This window comes from uncultured Kocuria sp. (assembly GCF_947500125.1).
In the GTDB taxonomy this organism is placed as follows: Bacteria; Actinomycetota; Actinomycetes; order Actinomycetales; family Micrococcaceae; genus Kocuria.
The window spans coordinates 103,405-119,534 of record NZ_CANMRA010000013.1 but is presented as its reverse complement, the minus strand read 5'-3'; the positions used below and the strand labels follow the sequence as shown (position 1 = coordinate 119,534).

At 73.5% G+C, this 16,130-nt stretch carries 15 protein-coding genes; 10 read left to right on the top strand and 5 right to left on the bottom strand.

The window, feature by feature from the left end:
• The coding region (locus tag Q0817_RS10660) for a hypothetical protein (protein WP_298586988.1) at window positions 1-855 on the bottom strand (855 nt) is incomplete at its 3' end.
• Between Q0817_RS10660 and Q0817_RS10655 the strand changes: the two genes are divergently transcribed.
• From Q0817_RS10655 to Q0817_RS10610, 10 genes are all read left to right on the top strand, one after another.
• Window positions 844-1,806, top strand: a complete 963-nt coding sequence (locus Q0817_RS10655; RefSeq protein WP_298586985.1) for a hypothetical protein — start codon at window positions 844-846, stop codon at window positions 1,804-1,806. The genes Q0817_RS10660 and Q0817_RS10655 overlap by 12 nt on opposite strands.
• Window positions 1,799-2,803 carry an HAD-IIA family hydrolase gene (locus tag Q0817_RS10650; protein WP_298586982.1) on the top strand — a complete coding sequence of 335 codons (1,005 nt, stop codon included), beginning with the start codon at window positions 1,799-1,801 and terminating at the stop codon, window positions 2,801-2,803. Before Q0817_RS10655 ends, Q0817_RS10650 begins: the two co-directional genes overlap by 8 nt.
• Window positions 2,800-3,054 (top strand): hypothetical protein, encoded by a 255-nt coding sequence (locus Q0817_RS10645; protein WP_298586979.1) that lies wholly within the window; start codon window positions 2,800-2,802, stop codon window positions 3,052-3,054. Before Q0817_RS10650 ends, Q0817_RS10645 begins: the two co-directional genes overlap by 4 nt.
• Window positions 3,051-3,797, top strand: coding sequence for a TlyA family RNA methyltransferase (locus Q0817_RS10640; RefSeq protein WP_298586976.1), 747 nt, complete (start codon window positions 3,051-3,053; stop codon window positions 3,795-3,797). Before Q0817_RS10645 ends, Q0817_RS10640 begins: the two co-directional genes overlap by 4 nt.
• A gap of 123 nt (window positions 3,798-3,920) precedes the next feature.
• Window positions 3,921-4,991: an NAD kinase gene (locus tag Q0817_RS10635; protein ID WP_298586973.1), complete on the top strand. Its 1,071-nt coding sequence runs from the start codon at window positions 3,921-3,923 to the stop codon at window positions 4,989-4,991.
• Window positions 4,992-6,704, top strand: coding sequence for a DNA repair protein RecN (recN, locus tag Q0817_RS10630; RefSeq protein ID WP_298586970.1), 1,713 nt, complete (start codon window positions 4,992-4,994; stop codon window positions 6,702-6,704).
• A gap of 54 nt (window positions 6,705-6,758) precedes the next feature.
• Window positions 6,759-8,483, top strand: a complete 1,725-nt coding sequence (locus tag Q0817_RS10625; RefSeq protein WP_298586968.1) for a CTP synthase — start codon at window positions 6,759-6,761, stop codon at window positions 8,481-8,483.
• Between the two features lie 161 nt (window positions 8,484-8,644).
• On the top strand, window positions 8,645-9,298 hold the full coding sequence (locus Q0817_RS10620; protein ID WP_298586965.1) for an NUDIX hydrolase: 654 nt from the start codon (window positions 8,645-8,647) through the stop codon (window positions 9,296-9,298).
• Window positions 9,295-10,323, top strand: a complete 1,029-nt coding sequence (locus Q0817_RS10615; RefSeq protein ID WP_298586962.1) for a site-specific tyrosine recombinase XerD — start codon at window positions 9,295-9,297, stop codon at window positions 10,321-10,323. The genes Q0817_RS10620 and Q0817_RS10615 overlap by 4 nt, the downstream gene beginning before the upstream one ends.
• A gap of 127 nt (window positions 10,324-10,450) precedes the next feature.
• On the top strand, window positions 10,451-11,668 hold the full coding sequence (locus Q0817_RS10610) for a D-alanyl-D-alanine carboxypeptidase family protein (protein ID WP_298586959.1): 1,218 nt from the start codon (window positions 10,451-10,453) through the stop codon (window positions 11,666-11,668).
• A 96-nt stretch (window positions 11,669-11,764) separates the two neighbouring features.
• On the opposite strand, the gene Q0817_RS10605 is transcribed toward Q0817_RS10610, so the two are convergent.
• From Q0817_RS10605 to Q0817_RS10590, 4 genes are read right to left on the bottom strand one after another with little or no spacing between them, the layout of a single operon-like run.
• The gene (locus tag Q0817_RS10605) at window positions 11,765-12,907 is read right to left on the bottom strand and encodes a bifunctional 2-methylcitrate synthase/citrate synthase (protein WP_298586957.1); all 1,143 of its coding nucleotides are present in this window, start codon (window positions 12,905-12,907) and stop codon (window positions 11,765-11,767) included.
• Between the two features lie 37 nt (window positions 12,908-12,944).
• Window positions 12,945-13,853 carry a methylisocitrate lyase gene (gene prpB, locus Q0817_RS10600; protein WP_298586954.1) on the bottom strand — a complete coding sequence of 303 codons (909 nt, stop codon included), beginning with the start codon at window positions 13,851-13,853 and terminating at the stop codon, window positions 12,945-12,947.
• A gap of 2 nt (window positions 13,854-13,855) precedes the next feature.
• A complete protein-coding gene (locus Q0817_RS10595) occupies window positions 13,856-15,376 on the bottom strand; it encodes an MmgE/PrpD family protein (protein ID WP_298586952.1) in 1,521 nt (506 codons plus the stop codon).
• 58 nt (window positions 15,377-15,434) lie between these two features.
• Window positions 15,435-16,112, bottom strand: coding sequence for a GntR family transcriptional regulator (locus Q0817_RS10590; RefSeq protein ID WP_298586949.1), 678 nt, complete (start codon window positions 16,110-16,112; stop codon window positions 15,435-15,437).
• Window positions 16,113-16,130 lie beyond the last annotated feature (18 nt).

The window sequence follows — 16,130 nt, the reverse complement described above, 5'->3', positions numbered from 1 at the left end:
CCGCGAGGTGACCGGCGTGATGACCGGCAGGGCGATCGTCGTGGAGGCTACGGCGATGACCGCCGGCGTGATGACCGTCAGGACGACCGTCGTGGTGGGTACGCGCCGCGAGGTGACCGGCGTGATGACCGGCAGGGCGATCGTCGTGGAGGCTACGGCGATGACCGCCGGCGTGATGACCGGCAGGGCGATCGTCGTGGAGGCTACGGCGATGACCGCCGGCGTGATGACCGTCAGGACGATCGTCGTGGTGGGTATGCCCCGCGTGGTGACCGGCGTGATGACCGGTCCGGTGAGCGTGGGCCGCGCCGTGAGGGCGAGGGCTACCGTGGCCGCCGCGATGACCGGCAGGACGACCGTCGTGGTGGGTACGCGCCGCGAGGTGACCGGCGTGATGACCGGCAGGGCGATCGCCGTGGAGGGTATGCGCCGCGTGGTGACCGTCAGGATGATCGTCGTGGTGGGTATGCCCCGCGTGGTGACCGGCGTGATGACCGGCAGGGCGATCGTCGTGGAGGCTACGGCGATGACCGCCGGCGTGATGACCGGCAGGACGACCGTCGTGGTGGGTATGCCCCGCGTGGTGACCGGCGGGACGATCGGCAAGGCGATCGTCGTGGAGGCTACGGCGATGACCGCCGTGGCGGCAACGCACCTCGCGGTGACCGCCGCGGCGGATTCCCGGACCGGGGCGAGGGCTACCGGGGCCGGCGTGACGACCGGGACGACGTCTCGACCCACCGTCACCGTGCGCCCGACGTCGACGAGGACGTCACGGGCCGCGAGCTCGACAAGCCGACCCGCGCCCAGCTGGGGGCTCTCGAGCCGCGCAACGCCGAGGCCGTGGCCAAGCACCTCGTCATGGCCGGGCGCTACCTGCTGGACGCCCCCGAGCTGGCGCTCGAGCACGCGCAGGCGGCCGGCCGGCGCGGCGGCCGCATCGCCGCCGTGCGGGAGGCCACCGGGATCGCGGCCTACGAGGCGGGTGACTTCGCGCTGGCGCTCAAGGAGCTCCGCACGTTCCGCCGGATGACCGGCGCCGAGGTCCACCTCCCGCTGATGGTCGACTGCGAGCGGGCCCTCGGGCGCCTGGACAAGGCCGTGGAGCTCGCGACGTCCGAGGCCGTGCAGTCGCTCGAGCCCGGCGAGAAGGTGGAACTGGCGATCGTCCTGGCCGGCATGCGGCGGGACCAGGGGGACGCCCAGGGGGCGGTGGACGCACTGACCATTCCGCAGCTCGACAAGAACCGGGGCTTCGCCTACAGCCCCCGGCTGTTCCGCGCGTACGCCGAGGCCCTGCGCGGTGTCGGCAAGGACCGGGAGGCCCTGACCTGGGACCGGCAGGCCGTGGTGGCCGAGGCCGCCCTCGGGACGGGACAGTTCGCCGAGCCGGAGATCATCGACTTCGACGACGAGGACGAGACCGAGCAGGTGCCGGCGGACGGTGTCGCCCTGGCGGACAGCGAGGAGCCGGCCCAGGGCCCGGCGGACGAACCGGCTCCGGAGACGGCCGGGGCGGTCGCGGGAGCGGACCCGGCCGCGAGCCCGTCCGGTGCGGACGGCGGCGAACCCGGCGGCGACCTCGACACGGGGGTGGACGACGAGTCCGACGGCGTGCTCGACGACGGAGCTGACGAGGAGCCGGACGACGAGGAGAGCGACGAGGGGGAGGGCCGCGAGCAGGACCTGGACCCCGACGACGACTTCGAGGGCGGCTCCGAGGCCGATCTCGATCCGGACGACGACGCGGACCTCGCGGACCCCGAGGCCGAGGACGGCAACGACGGCGGCCCGCAGCATGGCTGAGCGGCTGCTCGACCGGTTCGACGCCGTCCTGAGCGATCTGGACGGCGTCGTCTACGCCGGCCCGCACGCCATCCCCGGGGCGCCGGAGATCCTCCGCAGGATCTCCGCCGACGGCGTGCCCGTGGTGTTCGTGACGAACAACGCCTCGCGCTCCGTCGCGACGGTCGCCGAGCACCTGACGGACCTCGGCGTGCCCACGGAGCCCGACGGCGTCGTGAGTGCCGCCCAGGCCGGAGCCGAGCTCCTGGCACAACGGATCCCGGCCGGCACCGCTGTGCTCATCACCGGCTCCCAGGCCCTGGCCGACGTCGTGGCGGACGCCGGGCTGGTCCCGGTCCGCGCCCAGTCCGAGGAGCCCCGCGCCGTGATCCAGGGCTTCGACCCCGGTCTGGGCTGGGCCGAATTGGCAGAGGCCGCATACACGCTGGCGGATCCGGACGTGCTGTGGGTCGCGACCAACACGGACCGCACCATTCCCCAGGCACGCGGCCTGGCCCCCGGCAACGGCACCCTCGTGGCCGCCGTGGCCGCCACCACGGCGCGGCCGCCGGTCGTGGCCGGCAAGCCGGAGGCTCCCATCTTCCGCACCGCCGCCGAGCGGGCGGGCAGCACCCGGCCCGTGGTGCTCGGGGACCGGCTGGACACCGACATCCGGGGCGGCAACGCCGCCGGCTTCGCGACGATCGCGGTGCTGACCGGCGTGGACACCGTGCACACGATCCTCGCCGCGTGCACCGCCGAGCGCCCGGACCACGTCGTCGGCACCCTGGACGCGCTCTTCGAGCCGTACCCCGACGTCGAGGTCACGTCCTCGCCGCAGGGGCACACCGCGCGGTGCGGGGCCGCGGAGGCCGAGACCGACGGCACGCGACTGCGGATCCGTGGCGCCCAGGACGATCTCGACGCCTGGCGGGCCGCCTGCGCGGCCTGGTGGACGGCGCACCCCGACACCGACGTCCCCGTGGTCCCCGAGCCCGAGTGGGAGACGGGGGCGTGACCGGGCCCGCCGAGCCGCCGCACGCGGCCGAGGAGGCCGGCGAGGCCCTGCGCCCGACCGGTCACCCTCGGGTGGACGCCGTGCTCGAGCGTGCCGGGGAGCTGGACATGCTGCCGGTCGCGGAGCACCCCGGACGCTACGAGGAGCTGCACGCGGCACTCGTCGCCGAGCTCGACGCCGAGCCCGGCACCGTTCCCGCCGGCCTCGTGCCCCCATCGCGGACCGGGCGGGAGGAGGCGGGGCCGCGGTGAGCTCCCGCCTCGACCAGGAACTGACGGTGCGCGCGCTGGCCCGCTCCCGCACGGTCGCCGCCCGGTGGATCGGCGAGGGCCGGGTCCTGGTGAACGGCCGGCCGGCGACCAAGCCCTCCGCCCGGGTCGGCCCCGACGACCTCCTGGAGGTCCGCCCCGCGGAGGCCCCGGACTACGTCAGCCGGGCCGGACACAAGCTGGCCGGGGCGCTCGCCGCGTTCCCGGACATCGACGTGGCCGGCAAGCGGTGCCTCGACGCCGGCGCCTCGACGGGCGGCTTCACCGACGTGCTGCTGCGGGAGGCCGCCCGGGAGGTGGTCGCCGTGGACGTCGGCCACGACCAGCTCGATCCCTCGCTCCGGGCAGACCCCCGGGTCCGCGTGCTCGAGGGCATGAACGTGCGCTGGATGCGTCCGGAGGACATCGGCGGCCCGGCGGAGCTCACGGTCTGCGACCTGTCCTTCATCTCGCTGACCCTGGTCCTGGAGGCGCTGGCGGCGGCCACGGTCCCCGGCGGGGACCTCGTGCTCATGGTCAAGCCGCAGTTCGAGGTCGGTGCCGACCGCCTCGCGCGCACGGGGGTGGTCACGAGCGAGCACGAGCGGGCCCGGGCCGTCGAGGCGGTGGCCGCCGCGGCACGGACCCACGGGCTGTCGGTCCGGGGCCGGGAGCGCAGCCCGCTGCCGGGCCAGGACGGCAACCACGAGTTCTTCCTGTGGTGCCGGCGGGACCTGCCGTCCTGACTGTCCTCGCCCTCGCGTAGGGTGGTGAGCGGTGCCCGGACCGCGGGCACGGCGCGCACCGTGGGCCGGCCCCGGCCCCGACGACGCCCGCGTGCACCGAGCAGTCGAGAACGGGAGGACCCGGTGAGCAGAAAGATCCTGGTCATGGCTCACATGGGCCGGCAAGAGGCCAAGGACGCCGCCCGCGACTCCTGTCTCCAGCTCCACGAGGCCGGTCTGGTGCCGGTGATCTCGCGGGACGATCTCGAGGCGCTCCAGGAGGACGCCGTGCCCCTCGCGCCCGTGGAGGTCATCGAGGAGGACGTCTCCCTGCGGGAGATCGAGCTGGTCATGGTGCTCGGCGGGGACGGGTCCATCCTGCGCGCCGCCGAGCTGGTCCGCAGCGTGGACACCCCGCTGCTGGGCGTGAACCTCGGCCACGTGGGCTTCCTCGCCGAGAGCGAGCGCTCCGACCTCAACGAGTCGGTGGAGGCCATCGTGGACGGGCGCTACACGGTGGAGCAGCGCATGACGATCGACGTGACCGTGTGGCAGGACGAGAAGAAGGTCCTGCACACCTGGGCGCTGAACGAGGCCTCGGTGGAGAAGGGCGACCGCGAGAAGATGGTCGAGGTGGTCATCGAGGTGGACCGCCGGCCGCTGAGCACCTTCGGGTGCGACGGCGTGGTCCTCGCCACCCCGACCGGCTCCACCGCCTACGCGTTCTCCGCGGGCGGGCCCGTGGTGTGGCCCGAGGTCGAGGCACTGCTCATGGTCCCCCTCAGCGCCCACGCCCTGTTCTCCCGGCCCCTGGTCATCTCCCCGAACTCCATGATGGCCGTCGAGGTCCTCACCCGCACCGACGCCCGCGGCGTGCTGTGGTGCGACGGGCGCCGGACCACCGAGCTGCCGCCCGGCTCCCGGATCGAGGTGGTGCGCTCCCCGAAGGCGGTCAACCTGGCGCGGATGCACCGCACCCCCTTCTCGGAGCGGCTGGTGAAGAAGTTCGAGCTGCCGACGAGCGGCTGGCGCGGACCGGTGCCCCCGCACGATGCGGCCGCGGCGCGGACCACGGCCCTGCCCACGGTCCGCAGGGACCAGACCGCCGGCGGGCGCGCGCAGGAGCCGCACAAGTCCACGGTGGGGCACGAGATGCCGCACGAACCGGACGCCCCGTCCCCCCGCACCCGGAACGAGACCGGGGAGGCCGGCTGAATGATCGAGGAGATCCACATCCACGACCTCGGCGTCATCACCGACGCCGTGCTGCCCCTGGGCCCGGGGCTGAGCATCCTCTCCGGTGAGACCGGCGCGGGCAAGACCATGGTGGTCACCGCCCTCGGGATGCTGCTGGGCAACCGCTCCGACGCCGGGGCCGTGCGCTCCGGGGCGCCCAGGGCCGTCGCCGAGGCCGTCGTCCGGGTCCCGGCCGGCCACCCCGCCGCGGCCCTCGTCGAGGACGCCGGCGGGGCGGTCGACGTCGAGACCGTCGGTGACGCCGAGGAGGCCCTCGTCACCGTCGCACGGACCGTGACCGCGGAGGGGCGCAGCCGCGCCCACGTCGGCGGCCGCTCCGCCCCCGTGGGAACGCTCTCCGCGGTGGGCCAGACCCTGGTGGCGGTGCACGGCCAGTCCGACCAGCTGCGGCTCAAGTCCCCGGCCGCCCAGCGCCACGCCCTGGACCAGTACGCGGGGGAGGAGCTGGCCGCGGAGCTGCACCGCTACCGGGAGCGGCTCGCCGAGTACCGCTCCGTGCAGCAGATCCTGCGCGAGGTCACCGAGCACGGCCGCGAACGGGCGCTGGAGGCGCAGAGCCTGCAGGGTGCCCTCGAGGAGATCGACGCCGTGGACCCCCAGCCCGGGGAGGACGAGCGCCTCGACCAGGAGAGCCAGAAGCTGACCAATCTCGAGCAGCTGCGCGCCGCCGCCCTCACGGCCCACGCCGCCCTCAGCGGCGGGGAGTTCGCCGACGGCGACACCCCGGACGCGACCACCCTGGTGGCGGCGGCGCACCGGGCCCTGGAGCAGGAGGCCGGCTCCGACCGCGATCTCGAGGAGCTCTCCGGGCGGGTCGCCGAGCTGGCCGTGCTCGTCAACGACATCGCCGCCGACCTCTCCGGCTACGCCTCGGGGCTCGACGACGAGGGCCCCGCCCGCCTCGCCGAGGTGGAGGCCCGGCGGGCCAAGCTCAAGGCACTGACCCGCAAGTACGGCGCCACCGTGGACGAGGTCCTCGACTGGGCCGGGCGCTCGCGGGCGCGCCTCGACGAGCTCACCGACGATCCCGCCCGGGAGCAGGAGCTCCGGGCCCGCCTCGAGCAGCTGCACGCGGAGCTCAGCGAGCTGGCCGCGCGGATGACCGATCGGCGCCGGGACGCGGCGCACCGGCTCTCCGACGCCGTGAGCTCGGAGCTGACGGCGCTGGCGATGCCCAACGCCTCCCTCGTCATCGAGGTGGAGCCCACGGAGGAGTTCTCCGGCCACGGACGGGACGAGATCTCCTTCCTCCTGAAGCCGCACGCCGCCGCCGCGCCGCGGCCCCTCGGCAAGGGCGCGTCCGGCGGTGAGCTGTCCCGTCTCATGCTCGCCATCGAGGTGGTCCTCGCCGCCGTGGACCCGGTGCCGACCTTCGTCTTCGACGAGGTGGACTCGGGCGTGGGCGGCAAGGCCGCCGTGGAGATCGGCCGCCGGCTGAAGATGCTCGCCCAGCACGTCCAGGTCCTCGTGGTGACGCACCTGCCGCAGGTCGCGGCCTTCGCCGATCAGCACATCCTCGTCACCAAGAGCTCGGACGCCACGGTCAGCGACGTGCGCGTGCTCGACGAGGAGGAGCGCGTGGTGGAGCTCGCCCGCATGCTCGCAGGTCATGAGGACTCCGCGGCGGCGCGCGAGCACGCCCGGGAGCTGGTCCGCGGCGCGGTGCTCTGAGCCGCCTCCGCACGGTGATCCCCAGCACGCAACCGACGTCCTGAGAGGACAAGAATGATAGGGTCGAATTCCGTGGTGAATGCAAACGAAGCCGCCCACGAGGCCGGCGCACAGCAGACCGAAAACCAGCGACCGGGCAAGGTGACCCGCCAGATCTTCGTGACGGGTGGCGTGGCCTCCTCCCTCGGCAAGGGCCTGACCGCCTCGTCCCTCGGGATGCTGCTGCGGGCACGCGGGCTCTCCGTGACGATGCAGAAGCTGGATCCGTACCTCAACGTCGATCCGGGCACCATGAACCCCTTCCAGCACGGCGAGGTCTTCGTGACCGACGACGGGGCGGAGACCGACCTCGACATCGGCCACTACGAGCGCTTCCTGGACGAGAACCTCGACGCCTCGGCGAACGTGACCACCGGCCAGGTGTACTCCACCGTCATCGCCAAGGAGCGGCGGGGCGAGTACCTCGGGGACACCGTCCAGGTCATTCCGCACATCACCGACGAGCTGAAGAACCGCATGCGCCGCCGCGCGCTGGACGAGGACCAGCCGGACATCATCATCACGGAGATCGGCGGCACCGTCGGTGACATCGAGTCCCAGCCGTTCCTCGAGGCCGCACGGCAGGTCCGCCAGGACGTCGGCCGCCGCAACGTGTTCTACCTGCACGTGTCCCTGATCCCGTACATCGGCCCCTCGGGCGAGCTGAAGACCAAGCCGACCCAGCACTCCGTGGCCGCCCTGCGCGGGCTCGGCATCCAGCCGGACGCGCTGGTGCTGCGCTCCGACCGGCAGGTCCCCGACACGATGCTGCGCAAGATCGGCAACGCCTGCGACGTCGACCACGACGCCGTGATCTCGTGCCCGGACGCCCCGAGCATCTACGACATCCCCAAGACCTTGCACTCCCAGGGACTGGACACCTACATCCTCGACTACCTGGGCCTGGACTACCGGGACGCCGACCTGGCGCAGTGGGAGCGCCTGCTCAAGGCCGTGCACGAGCCCGCCCACTTCGTCACGGTGGCCATGGTCGGCAAGTACATCGACCTGCCGGACGCCTACCTGTCGGTCTCCGAGGCCCTGCGCGCCGGCGGTTTCGCCAACGACGCCCGCGTGAAGATCAAGTGGGTGGCCTCGGACCTGTGCGAGACGCCGGAGGGCGCCCAGCGCGAGCTCGGCGACGTCGACGCCATCTGCGTCCCCGGCGGCTTCGGCATCCGCGGCATCGAGGGCAAGCTCGGCACCCTGCGCTTCGCCCGGGAGCACCGCATCCCGACCCTCGGCCTGTGCCTGGGCCTGCAGTGCATGGTCATCGAGTACGCCCGCACGGAGCTGGGGCTGGCCGGTGCCTCCTCGACCGAGTTCGAGCCGGAGACCGAGTACCCGGTCGTGGCGACCATGGACGAGCAGAAGCAGTTCGTCGAGGGCGCCGGTGACCTCGGCGGCACCATGCGGCTGGGCCTCTACGACGCCCAGCTGCGGCCCGGGTCGGTGGTGGCCGGCGCCTACGGCGCCACGGAGGTCAAGGAGCGCCACCGCCACCGCTACGAGGTCAACAACGAGTACCGCGAGCGTCTCGAGGAGGCGGGCCTGGTGGTCTCGGGGACCTCCCCGGGCGGCACCCTCGTGGAGTTCGTGGAGCTGCCCGTCGACGTGCACCCGTACTACGTGGGCACCCAGGCGCACCCCGAGCTCATGTCCCGCCCGACCCGCCCGCACCCGCTGTTCGACGGGCTCGTGAAGGCGGCCCTCGAGCGCCGTGAGGCCGAGGGCCGCTGAGCCCGCGCCCGTCGCCGCACGGGCCGCACGGTGCAGGCGCCGCGTCCTCCCGGGGACCGGCGCCTGCGCCGTCCCGCACCCCGCACCCGCCGTCTCCTCCGCACCTCGCTCGTCGCCTCTGCCGTGGCGCGACGGACGGACCGATCCGAGAAAGGTCTCCCATGGACATCCGCCACCTCGCAGCCGAGGAGCTCTCCGACCAGTACAGCGACCGCCGCACCGTGGCCTCCGAGACGGTCTACGAGGGCTTCATCTGGGACGTCCGGCGCGACGAGTTCGAGCTCGCCCGGGGGGAGGACCCCCTCCGGCGCGACTACATCACCCATCCCGGCGCCGTGTCCGTGCTCGTGCTCAACGACCAGGACGAGGTCTTCCTGATCAACCAGTACCGACGGCCGGTCGGGATGACCATGTGGGAGATCCCCGCGGGCCTGCTGGACGTCGAGGGCGAGGACCCCGCCGCGGCGGCGCAGCGGGAGCTCTTGGAGGAGGCCGATCTGCGCGCCGGGCGCTGGGACGTCCTCGTGGACTTCCACAACAGCCCCGGCTCCTCCTCCGAGGCCAACCGGGTCTTCCTGGCCCGGGACCTCAGCGACGTCCCCGACCACGAGCTCCACGAGCGCGACGGGGAGGAGGCGGAGATCCACGGGGCGTGGGTCCCGCTCGACGGCGCGGTGCGGGCGGTGCTGGAGGGCCGCCTGAACTCGCCCGCGGCGGTGATCGGGATCCTCGCCGCCCACGCCGCCCGGTCGGAGGGCTACCGGTCCCTGCGCCCGGCCGACGCCCCCTGGCCCGGCCACCCCGACCTCCGGTGACCGGACCCCCTGCCGGCGGGACCGCGGGGACCTCGGGGGCCGCGCCCGGGGAGGCACCCCGGGACGCCCTCGGGCGGGCCCTGGAGCGCTACCTGCAGCACCTGGCCGTCGAGCGGGGGCTGGCCGCCAACACGCTGACCGCGTACCGGCGGGACCTGCGCCGCTACGCCGAGCACCTGCGGGAGCGCACGGACCCGCCCGTGACCACCCCGGAGGGCATCACCACGGGACACGTGCGCGACTTCGTCCGGGACCTGTCCGCCGGGTCGGAGGACAGGGCGCCCCTGAGCACCCGCAGCGCCGCCCGCTGCGTCGTCGCCGTCCGGGGCGCCCACCGCTTCTGGGCCCTCGAGGGCCTCACGCGCACGGATCCCGCCGCCCCCGTCCAGCCGCCCACCCCCGGGATGCGCCTGCCCAAGGCCGTTCCGGTCGAGCAGGTCACCGCGCTGCTCGAGTCCACCGGCACCGAGACCCCCCAGCAGCTGCGCGACCGGGCGCTGCTCGAGCTCCTCTACTCGACCGGCGCCCGCATCTCGGAGGCGACCGGCCTCGACGTCGACGACCTCTCCCGGGCCGTGCGCCGCAGCGGTGAACCGGAGGCGGGCGTCGAGGGCATGCCCTTCGTCCGGCTGTTCGGCAAGGGCGGCAAGGAGCGGATGGTCCCGCTCGGCTCCTGGGCCGTGCGCGCCGTGGACGACTGGCTCGTGCGGGGCCGGCCCGCGCTCGCGGCCAAGGGACGAGGCACCCCCGCGCTGTTCCTCAACGCCCGGGGCGGGAGGATCAGCCGCCAGACGGCGTGGACCACGGTGAAGAGCGCGGCGGAGCGGGTGGGCCTGGGCGACCGGATCACCCCGCACACGCTGCGCCACTCCTTCGCGACCCACCTCCTGGAGGGCGGCGCCGATCTGCGGGTCGTCCAGGAGCTGCTCGGCCACGCGTCGGTCAGCACCACTCAGGTCTACACCCTGGTGACGGTCGACTCCCTGCGGGAGGTCTACGCCGCCGCCCACCCCCGCGCCCGGTAGCGGCCGCCCTTCCCGGCGGCTCGTCCCGAACGGGTCACACACCGGCCGGTGCTTTCGGGAAGGCCCGCCGGCGGCCTAGCCTGGACGCACGCCCGGGCGCTCCGCTCGGCGGACGGACGGGGACGTCATGCGCGAGAGCACGCGGGAGACCAAACGGGAGACCATGCGGGACAGCACCCGGGACACCACGCGGGAGACCACTCGGAGGACCGGACGGACGGGCCGGATGCTGCTCGTCCTGCTGTGCGCCCTGGGGCTGGTGCTCCCGGGCCTCGGCACCCCGGCGTTCGGCGCCACGGCGATCCAGGCGGAGCACCAGCGGCTCGGGGGAGCGGACGGCCGGCTCGGCAGGACCCTGGGCCCCGAGCGCTGCGGGCTCGTCCGGGACGGCTGCTACCAGAAGTTCGAGCGCGGGACCATCCACTGGTCCCCGCGGACCGGGGCGCGTCCCACGTGGGGCGCGATCCGTGCGGCGTGGGCCGCGCAGGACCACGAACGGGGGCGGCTGGGCTATCCGGTGGGCCGTGAGGTCTGCGGACTGCGCGACGCCGGCTGCTACCAGGCCTTCGAGGGCGGCGTCGTGCTGTGGTCGCGGCCGAGCGGGGCCCACCCCACCGTCGGCGGCATCCGGGCGGCCTGGCTGCGCCACGGCGCGGAGCACGGTGCCCTCGGCTACCCCGTCTCGGTGGAGTCCTGCGCGGGTAGCGGCTGCCGGCAGTCCTTCCAGCGCGGGTCCATCACCTGGGCACGCGGCGCCGGGACCCAGGTGGCCCGGGAGATCGACCGCGCCGCGTCGGTGTACGTCGTCGTCAACAAGCGCCGCCCCCTGGACCCCGCCGACCACGTGCCCCGCCCCCTCGAGGCCGTGGGCGGGCAGCTCCTGCGGGCGGACGCCGCCGCGGCGTTCCGGCGGATGCAGCGGGACGCCGCGGCGGACGGCGCGCCCCTGACGGCGGTCAGCGGCTACCGCTCCTACGCCACGCAGGACGGTCTCTACCGCCACTACGTGGCGCTCTACGGGCAGGCGCAGGCGGACCTCCTCTCCGCCCGTCCCGGGCACAGCGAGCACCAGACCGGCCTGGTCATGGACATCGGCGACCCGAGCGGGGAGTGCGGTCTGCAGAGCTGCTTCGAGGAGACCCCGGCCGGGGCATGGGCGCGCGAGCACGCCCACGAGCACGGCTTCATCGTGCGGTACCCCCGCGGCCGGACGGCGACCACCGGCTACGCCTACGAGCCGTGGCACCTGCGCTACGTCGGGGTGCACGTGGCCACCGGCATGGTGGACCAGGACATCCCCACGCTCGAGCACTACATGGGGCTGCCCGCGGCGCCCACCTACTGACGGTGGATTTCTCCCGGGCCGAGGCCACCGTGGCGGACCGTGGCGGGCCGGACGGGGCGGGCCCGGGTGCCCGGGCCCGCCCCGTCGGGCGCCGCGCTACAGGTGCCGCTCGTCGGGCCCGTTGTACTCGGACAGCGGGCGGATCAGGGAGTTGGAGGCGACCTGCTCCATGATGTGGGCGGTCCAGCCCGTGATCCGGGCGGCCACGAACAGCGGCGTGAACGTGGGGATGTCGAAGCCCATGAGCCAGTACGTCGGACCCGCCGGGTAGTCGAGGTTGGGCTTGATGCCCTTGGCCTGGTCCATGGACCTCTCGAGCCCGTTGTACAGGCCCAGCAGCTCGCCCCTGCCGTAGTGGTCGATCATCGTGTCCAGGGCCGCCTTCATGGTCGGCACCCGCGAGTCCCCGTGCTTGTACACGCGGTGGCCGAAGCCCATGACCTTCTTCTTCGCCGCCAGGGCCTCGTCCATCCAGGCCTTGGCGCGGGCCTCGGCCTCGGCCTCGGTCTCCTCCTTGCGGATGCCCAGCTCCACGAACGTCTCCATGACGGCCTCGTTGGCCCCGCCGTGCAGCGGGCCCTTGAGCGCGCCGATGGCGGCGGTGACCGCCGAGTGCAGATCCGACAGCGTCGAGGTCACCACCCGGGCCGTGAACGTCGAGGCGTTGAAGGAGTGCTCGGCGTAGAGGATCATCGACACGTTGAACGCCTCGACGACCTTGGGGTCGGCCTCCTCGCCGAAGGCCATCCACAGGAAGTTCGCGGAGTAGTCGAGGTCCTCGCGCGGGGGCACGACGTCCTCGCCGCGGCGGCGGCGCTGGTCGTAGCAGACGACGGCGGGCATGGCCGCGAACAGCTTCTGCGCCTTGGCGAGGTTCGCCTCCGGGGAGGAGTCCTCGGCCTGCGGGTCCTGCGCGCCCAGGACGGACGCCGCGGTGCGGCACACGTCCATGGGGTGGCAGGTGGTCGGCAGGGCGTCGATGATCGCCTTCAGCTCCGGCGTCAGCGCCCGGTGCTCCCGCTCCCGGGCCCGGAACTCCGCCAGCTCCTCGTCCGTGGGCAGCTCACCGTTCCACAGCAGCAGGGCGACCTGCTCGAAGGAGCAGGACGCGGCGAGCTCCTGCACGGGATACCCGCGGTACAGCAGGGAGTTCGTGTCCGGGTTGACCTTGGAAACGGCCGTGTAGTCGGCGACGACGCCGGCCAGCCCCTTGTGGACCTCGCTCTGGGTCTCGGTCATGGTGGTCTCCTTCACGTGGTCGGTGCGGTGGGTGCGGTCAGTGGTGCAGTCCGGGGACCTCGAAGTCGAAGACCCCGGAGTCGAACTGGTTGTACCCGTTGTAGTCCACCAGCTCGTAGAGCCGGGCGCGAGTGAGCATGTCCGGCACGGCCGCCTCCTGCGTGCCGTCGGTGCGGATGGTGTCCAGCACCCGCTCCATGGCGCCCAGGGCGGCGCGCATCAGGGTCACCGGGTAGATGATCATGTTCACCCCCACCTCCTGGAGCTGGTCGGCGGTGAACAGCTGCGACTTCCCGAACTCGGTCATGTTCGCCAGGATCGGCACGTCCACGGCCGCCCGCATCGCCTCGAACTCCGAGAGGTCGGCCATCGCCTCGGGGAAGATCGCGTCCGCGCCGGCGTCCACCAGGGCCCGGGCCCGGTCCGTCGCGGCGTCCAGGCCCTCGACGCCGCGGATGTCGGTGCGCGCCATGATCAGGAAGTTCGGGTCCCGGCGGGCCTCGGCGGCGGCCCGGATCCGCTTGACGGCGGTGGCCAGGTCCACGACGTTCTTGCCGTCCAGGTGGCCGCAGCGCTTGGGGTTGAACTGGTCCTCGATGTGGCACCCGGCCAGGCCGGCGTTCTCGAGCTCCTGCACGGTGCGGGCCACGTTCATGGGCTCCCCGAAGCCGGTGTCGGCGTCCACGAGGCAGGGCAGGTCCGTGACCCGGGCGATCTGCCCGGCCCGCTGCGCGACCTCGGGCAGGGCGGTGAGGCCGATGTCGGGGAAGCCGAGCTCGTTGGCGAGCACGGCCCCGGAGATGTAGACGCCGTCGAAGCCCTGCTCCTGGATCAGTGTCGTGGACAGCGGGGTGTAGGCGCCGGGGAAGCGGACGGTGGACGGGCCGGCCAGCATCTCGCGCAGGGCGATCCGCTTGGCCTCGGGGGTGGTGGTGGAGAACAGCATGCTCAGAAGATTCCCTTCGTGCCGGTGCGCAGTTCCACGGAGGCGGTGACGTTGAGGGCGTCCAGCTCGCCGGCGCCCAGGTCCGGGAGGTTCTCGGCCGCACTGATGAAGCGCTCCAGCTCGTCGTCGGCGACGATCCCGGCGGCCAGCGTCCGCAGCTTGGTGACGTACTGCTCGCGGGCGAACGGGCGGGCGCCCAGCGGGTGGGCGTCGGCGACCGCGATCTCGTCCCGGATCACGGTGCCGTCGGTGAGGGTGATCTCCACCGACCCGCCGAAGGCCTTCTCGCCGATGTCCAGGGAGTGGTAGCGGCGGGTCCACTCGGGGTCCTCGGCGGTGGTGACCTTCTGCCACAGCTCGACGGTGTCCGGGCGTCCGGCGCGCTCCGGGGCGTAGGAGTCCACGTGGTGCCAGGTGCCGTCCTGCAGGGCCACGGTGAAGATGTAGGGGATCGAGTGGTCCAGGGTCTCCCGCGATGCGGTGGGGTCGTACTTCTGCGGGTCGTTGGCCCCGGAGCCGATCACGTAGTGGGTGTGGTGGCTGGTGCGGATCACCACCGAGGTCACGTTGCCGGGGTCCTTCGCCTCGGGGTGCTCGCGGTGCAGCTTGCGGGCCAGGTCGATCCAGGCCTGCGCCTGGTACTCGGCGGAGTGCTCCTTGGTGTAGGTGTCCAGGATCGCGGCCTTGGCCTCGCCGGGGGCGGGCAGCGGCACCTCGTAGGCGGCGCCGGGGCCGTCCAGCAGCCAGGCGATGACCCCGTCCTCGCCCTCGTAGATGGGGGTGGGGGAGGTCTGCCCGCGCATCGCGCGGTCCACGGCCTCCACGGCCATCTTCCCGGCGAAGGCCGGGGCGTGGGCCTTCCAGGTGGAGATCTCGCCCTTGCGGGACTGGCGGGTCGCGGTGGTGGTGTGCAGGCCCTGGCCGATCGCGTGGAAGATCGCCTCCACGGGAAGACCCAGCAGGGTGCCGATCCCGGCGGCCGCGGACGGGCCCAGGTGGGCGACGTGGTCGATCTTGTGGGAGTGCAGGCAGATGGCCTTCACGAGGTCCACCTGCAGCTCGTAGCCGGTGGCGATGCCGCGCACCAGGTCGTGGCCGGTGGAGCCCACGTGCTGGGCGACGGCGAGGATCGGCGGGATGTTGTCCCCGGGGTGGGAGTACTCGGCGGCCAGGAACGTGTCGTGGTAGTCGAGCTCGCGCACTGCCACGCCGTTGGCCCAGGCCGCCCACTCCGGGGAGACCTTGTGCCGCTGCGCGGGGACCCCGTAGAGGGCGGACCCGGTCCCGTGGGGGCCCGGCGCGTGGGCGAGCGCCTGGTCCCGGGCCGAGACGATCGGGTCCCGGTTGAGCGAGGCGATCGCCACCGACGCGTTGTCCAGGACCCGGTTGACGACCATCTCGGTCACCTCCGGGGTGACCTCGACCGGGTCCGCGGCGACCTCGGCCATCTTCCAGGCCAGCTGCTCCTGCCGGGGCAGGTTGTCCTTGGACGGGTGGACGCGCACGTGGTGGAGAACGGTCATGGGATTTCCTCTCGTGGGGACGGACGGCCGCTGACGGCGGCCGAGGTGGTGCCCGCGCTCAGCCGGCGGCCTCGAGCGGGGGAGCGGGCTGGACCCACTCGCGGACAGGGGTGGTCAGGACGGCCTGCAGGGAGTTGGCCAGGTGCACGCGCGTGGCGGCCTCGGCGAGCTCCTCGGAGCCCTCCGCGATGGCGCGGGCGATCTGGGCGTGCTCGGCGGCCGCGCGGGCGAGCCGGTCGGGGTTGGTGCGGGAGAGCTTGCGCACCCGGGCCAGGTGCAGGCGCAGGGAGCGCTGGGCCGAGGTGAGGTACGGATTGGCCGTGGCCTCGTCGATGGCCCGGTCCATGCGCTCCACGAGGTCGTAGTACCCGGCCCGGTCCGTGCCCGGACCGTGGAGCTGGGCCACGACGGCCTCGAGCTCGGCCGCCAGCCCCTGGAACGCGACGGGGTCGCGGCGCCGAGCGGCGAGCCGGGCCGCTCGGCAGTCGAGGGCCTCCCGCAGCTCGAAGAGGGCGCGGACGTCCTCGAGGGAGACCTGGGAGACCACCACGCCGCGGCCCCGGTGCGCCTCCGCGAGACCGTCGGCGGTGAGCCGGCTCAGGGCCTCGCGGATCGGCGTGCGGGAGATGCCGAAGCGTTCCGACTGCTCGACCTCTCCCAGCACCTGGCCCGGGAGCAGCCGCCACTCGACGATGTCCTCCCGCAGAGCCTCGTAGGCGCGGTCGCTGGCTCGCACGGCTCCCTCCTCGCTCTC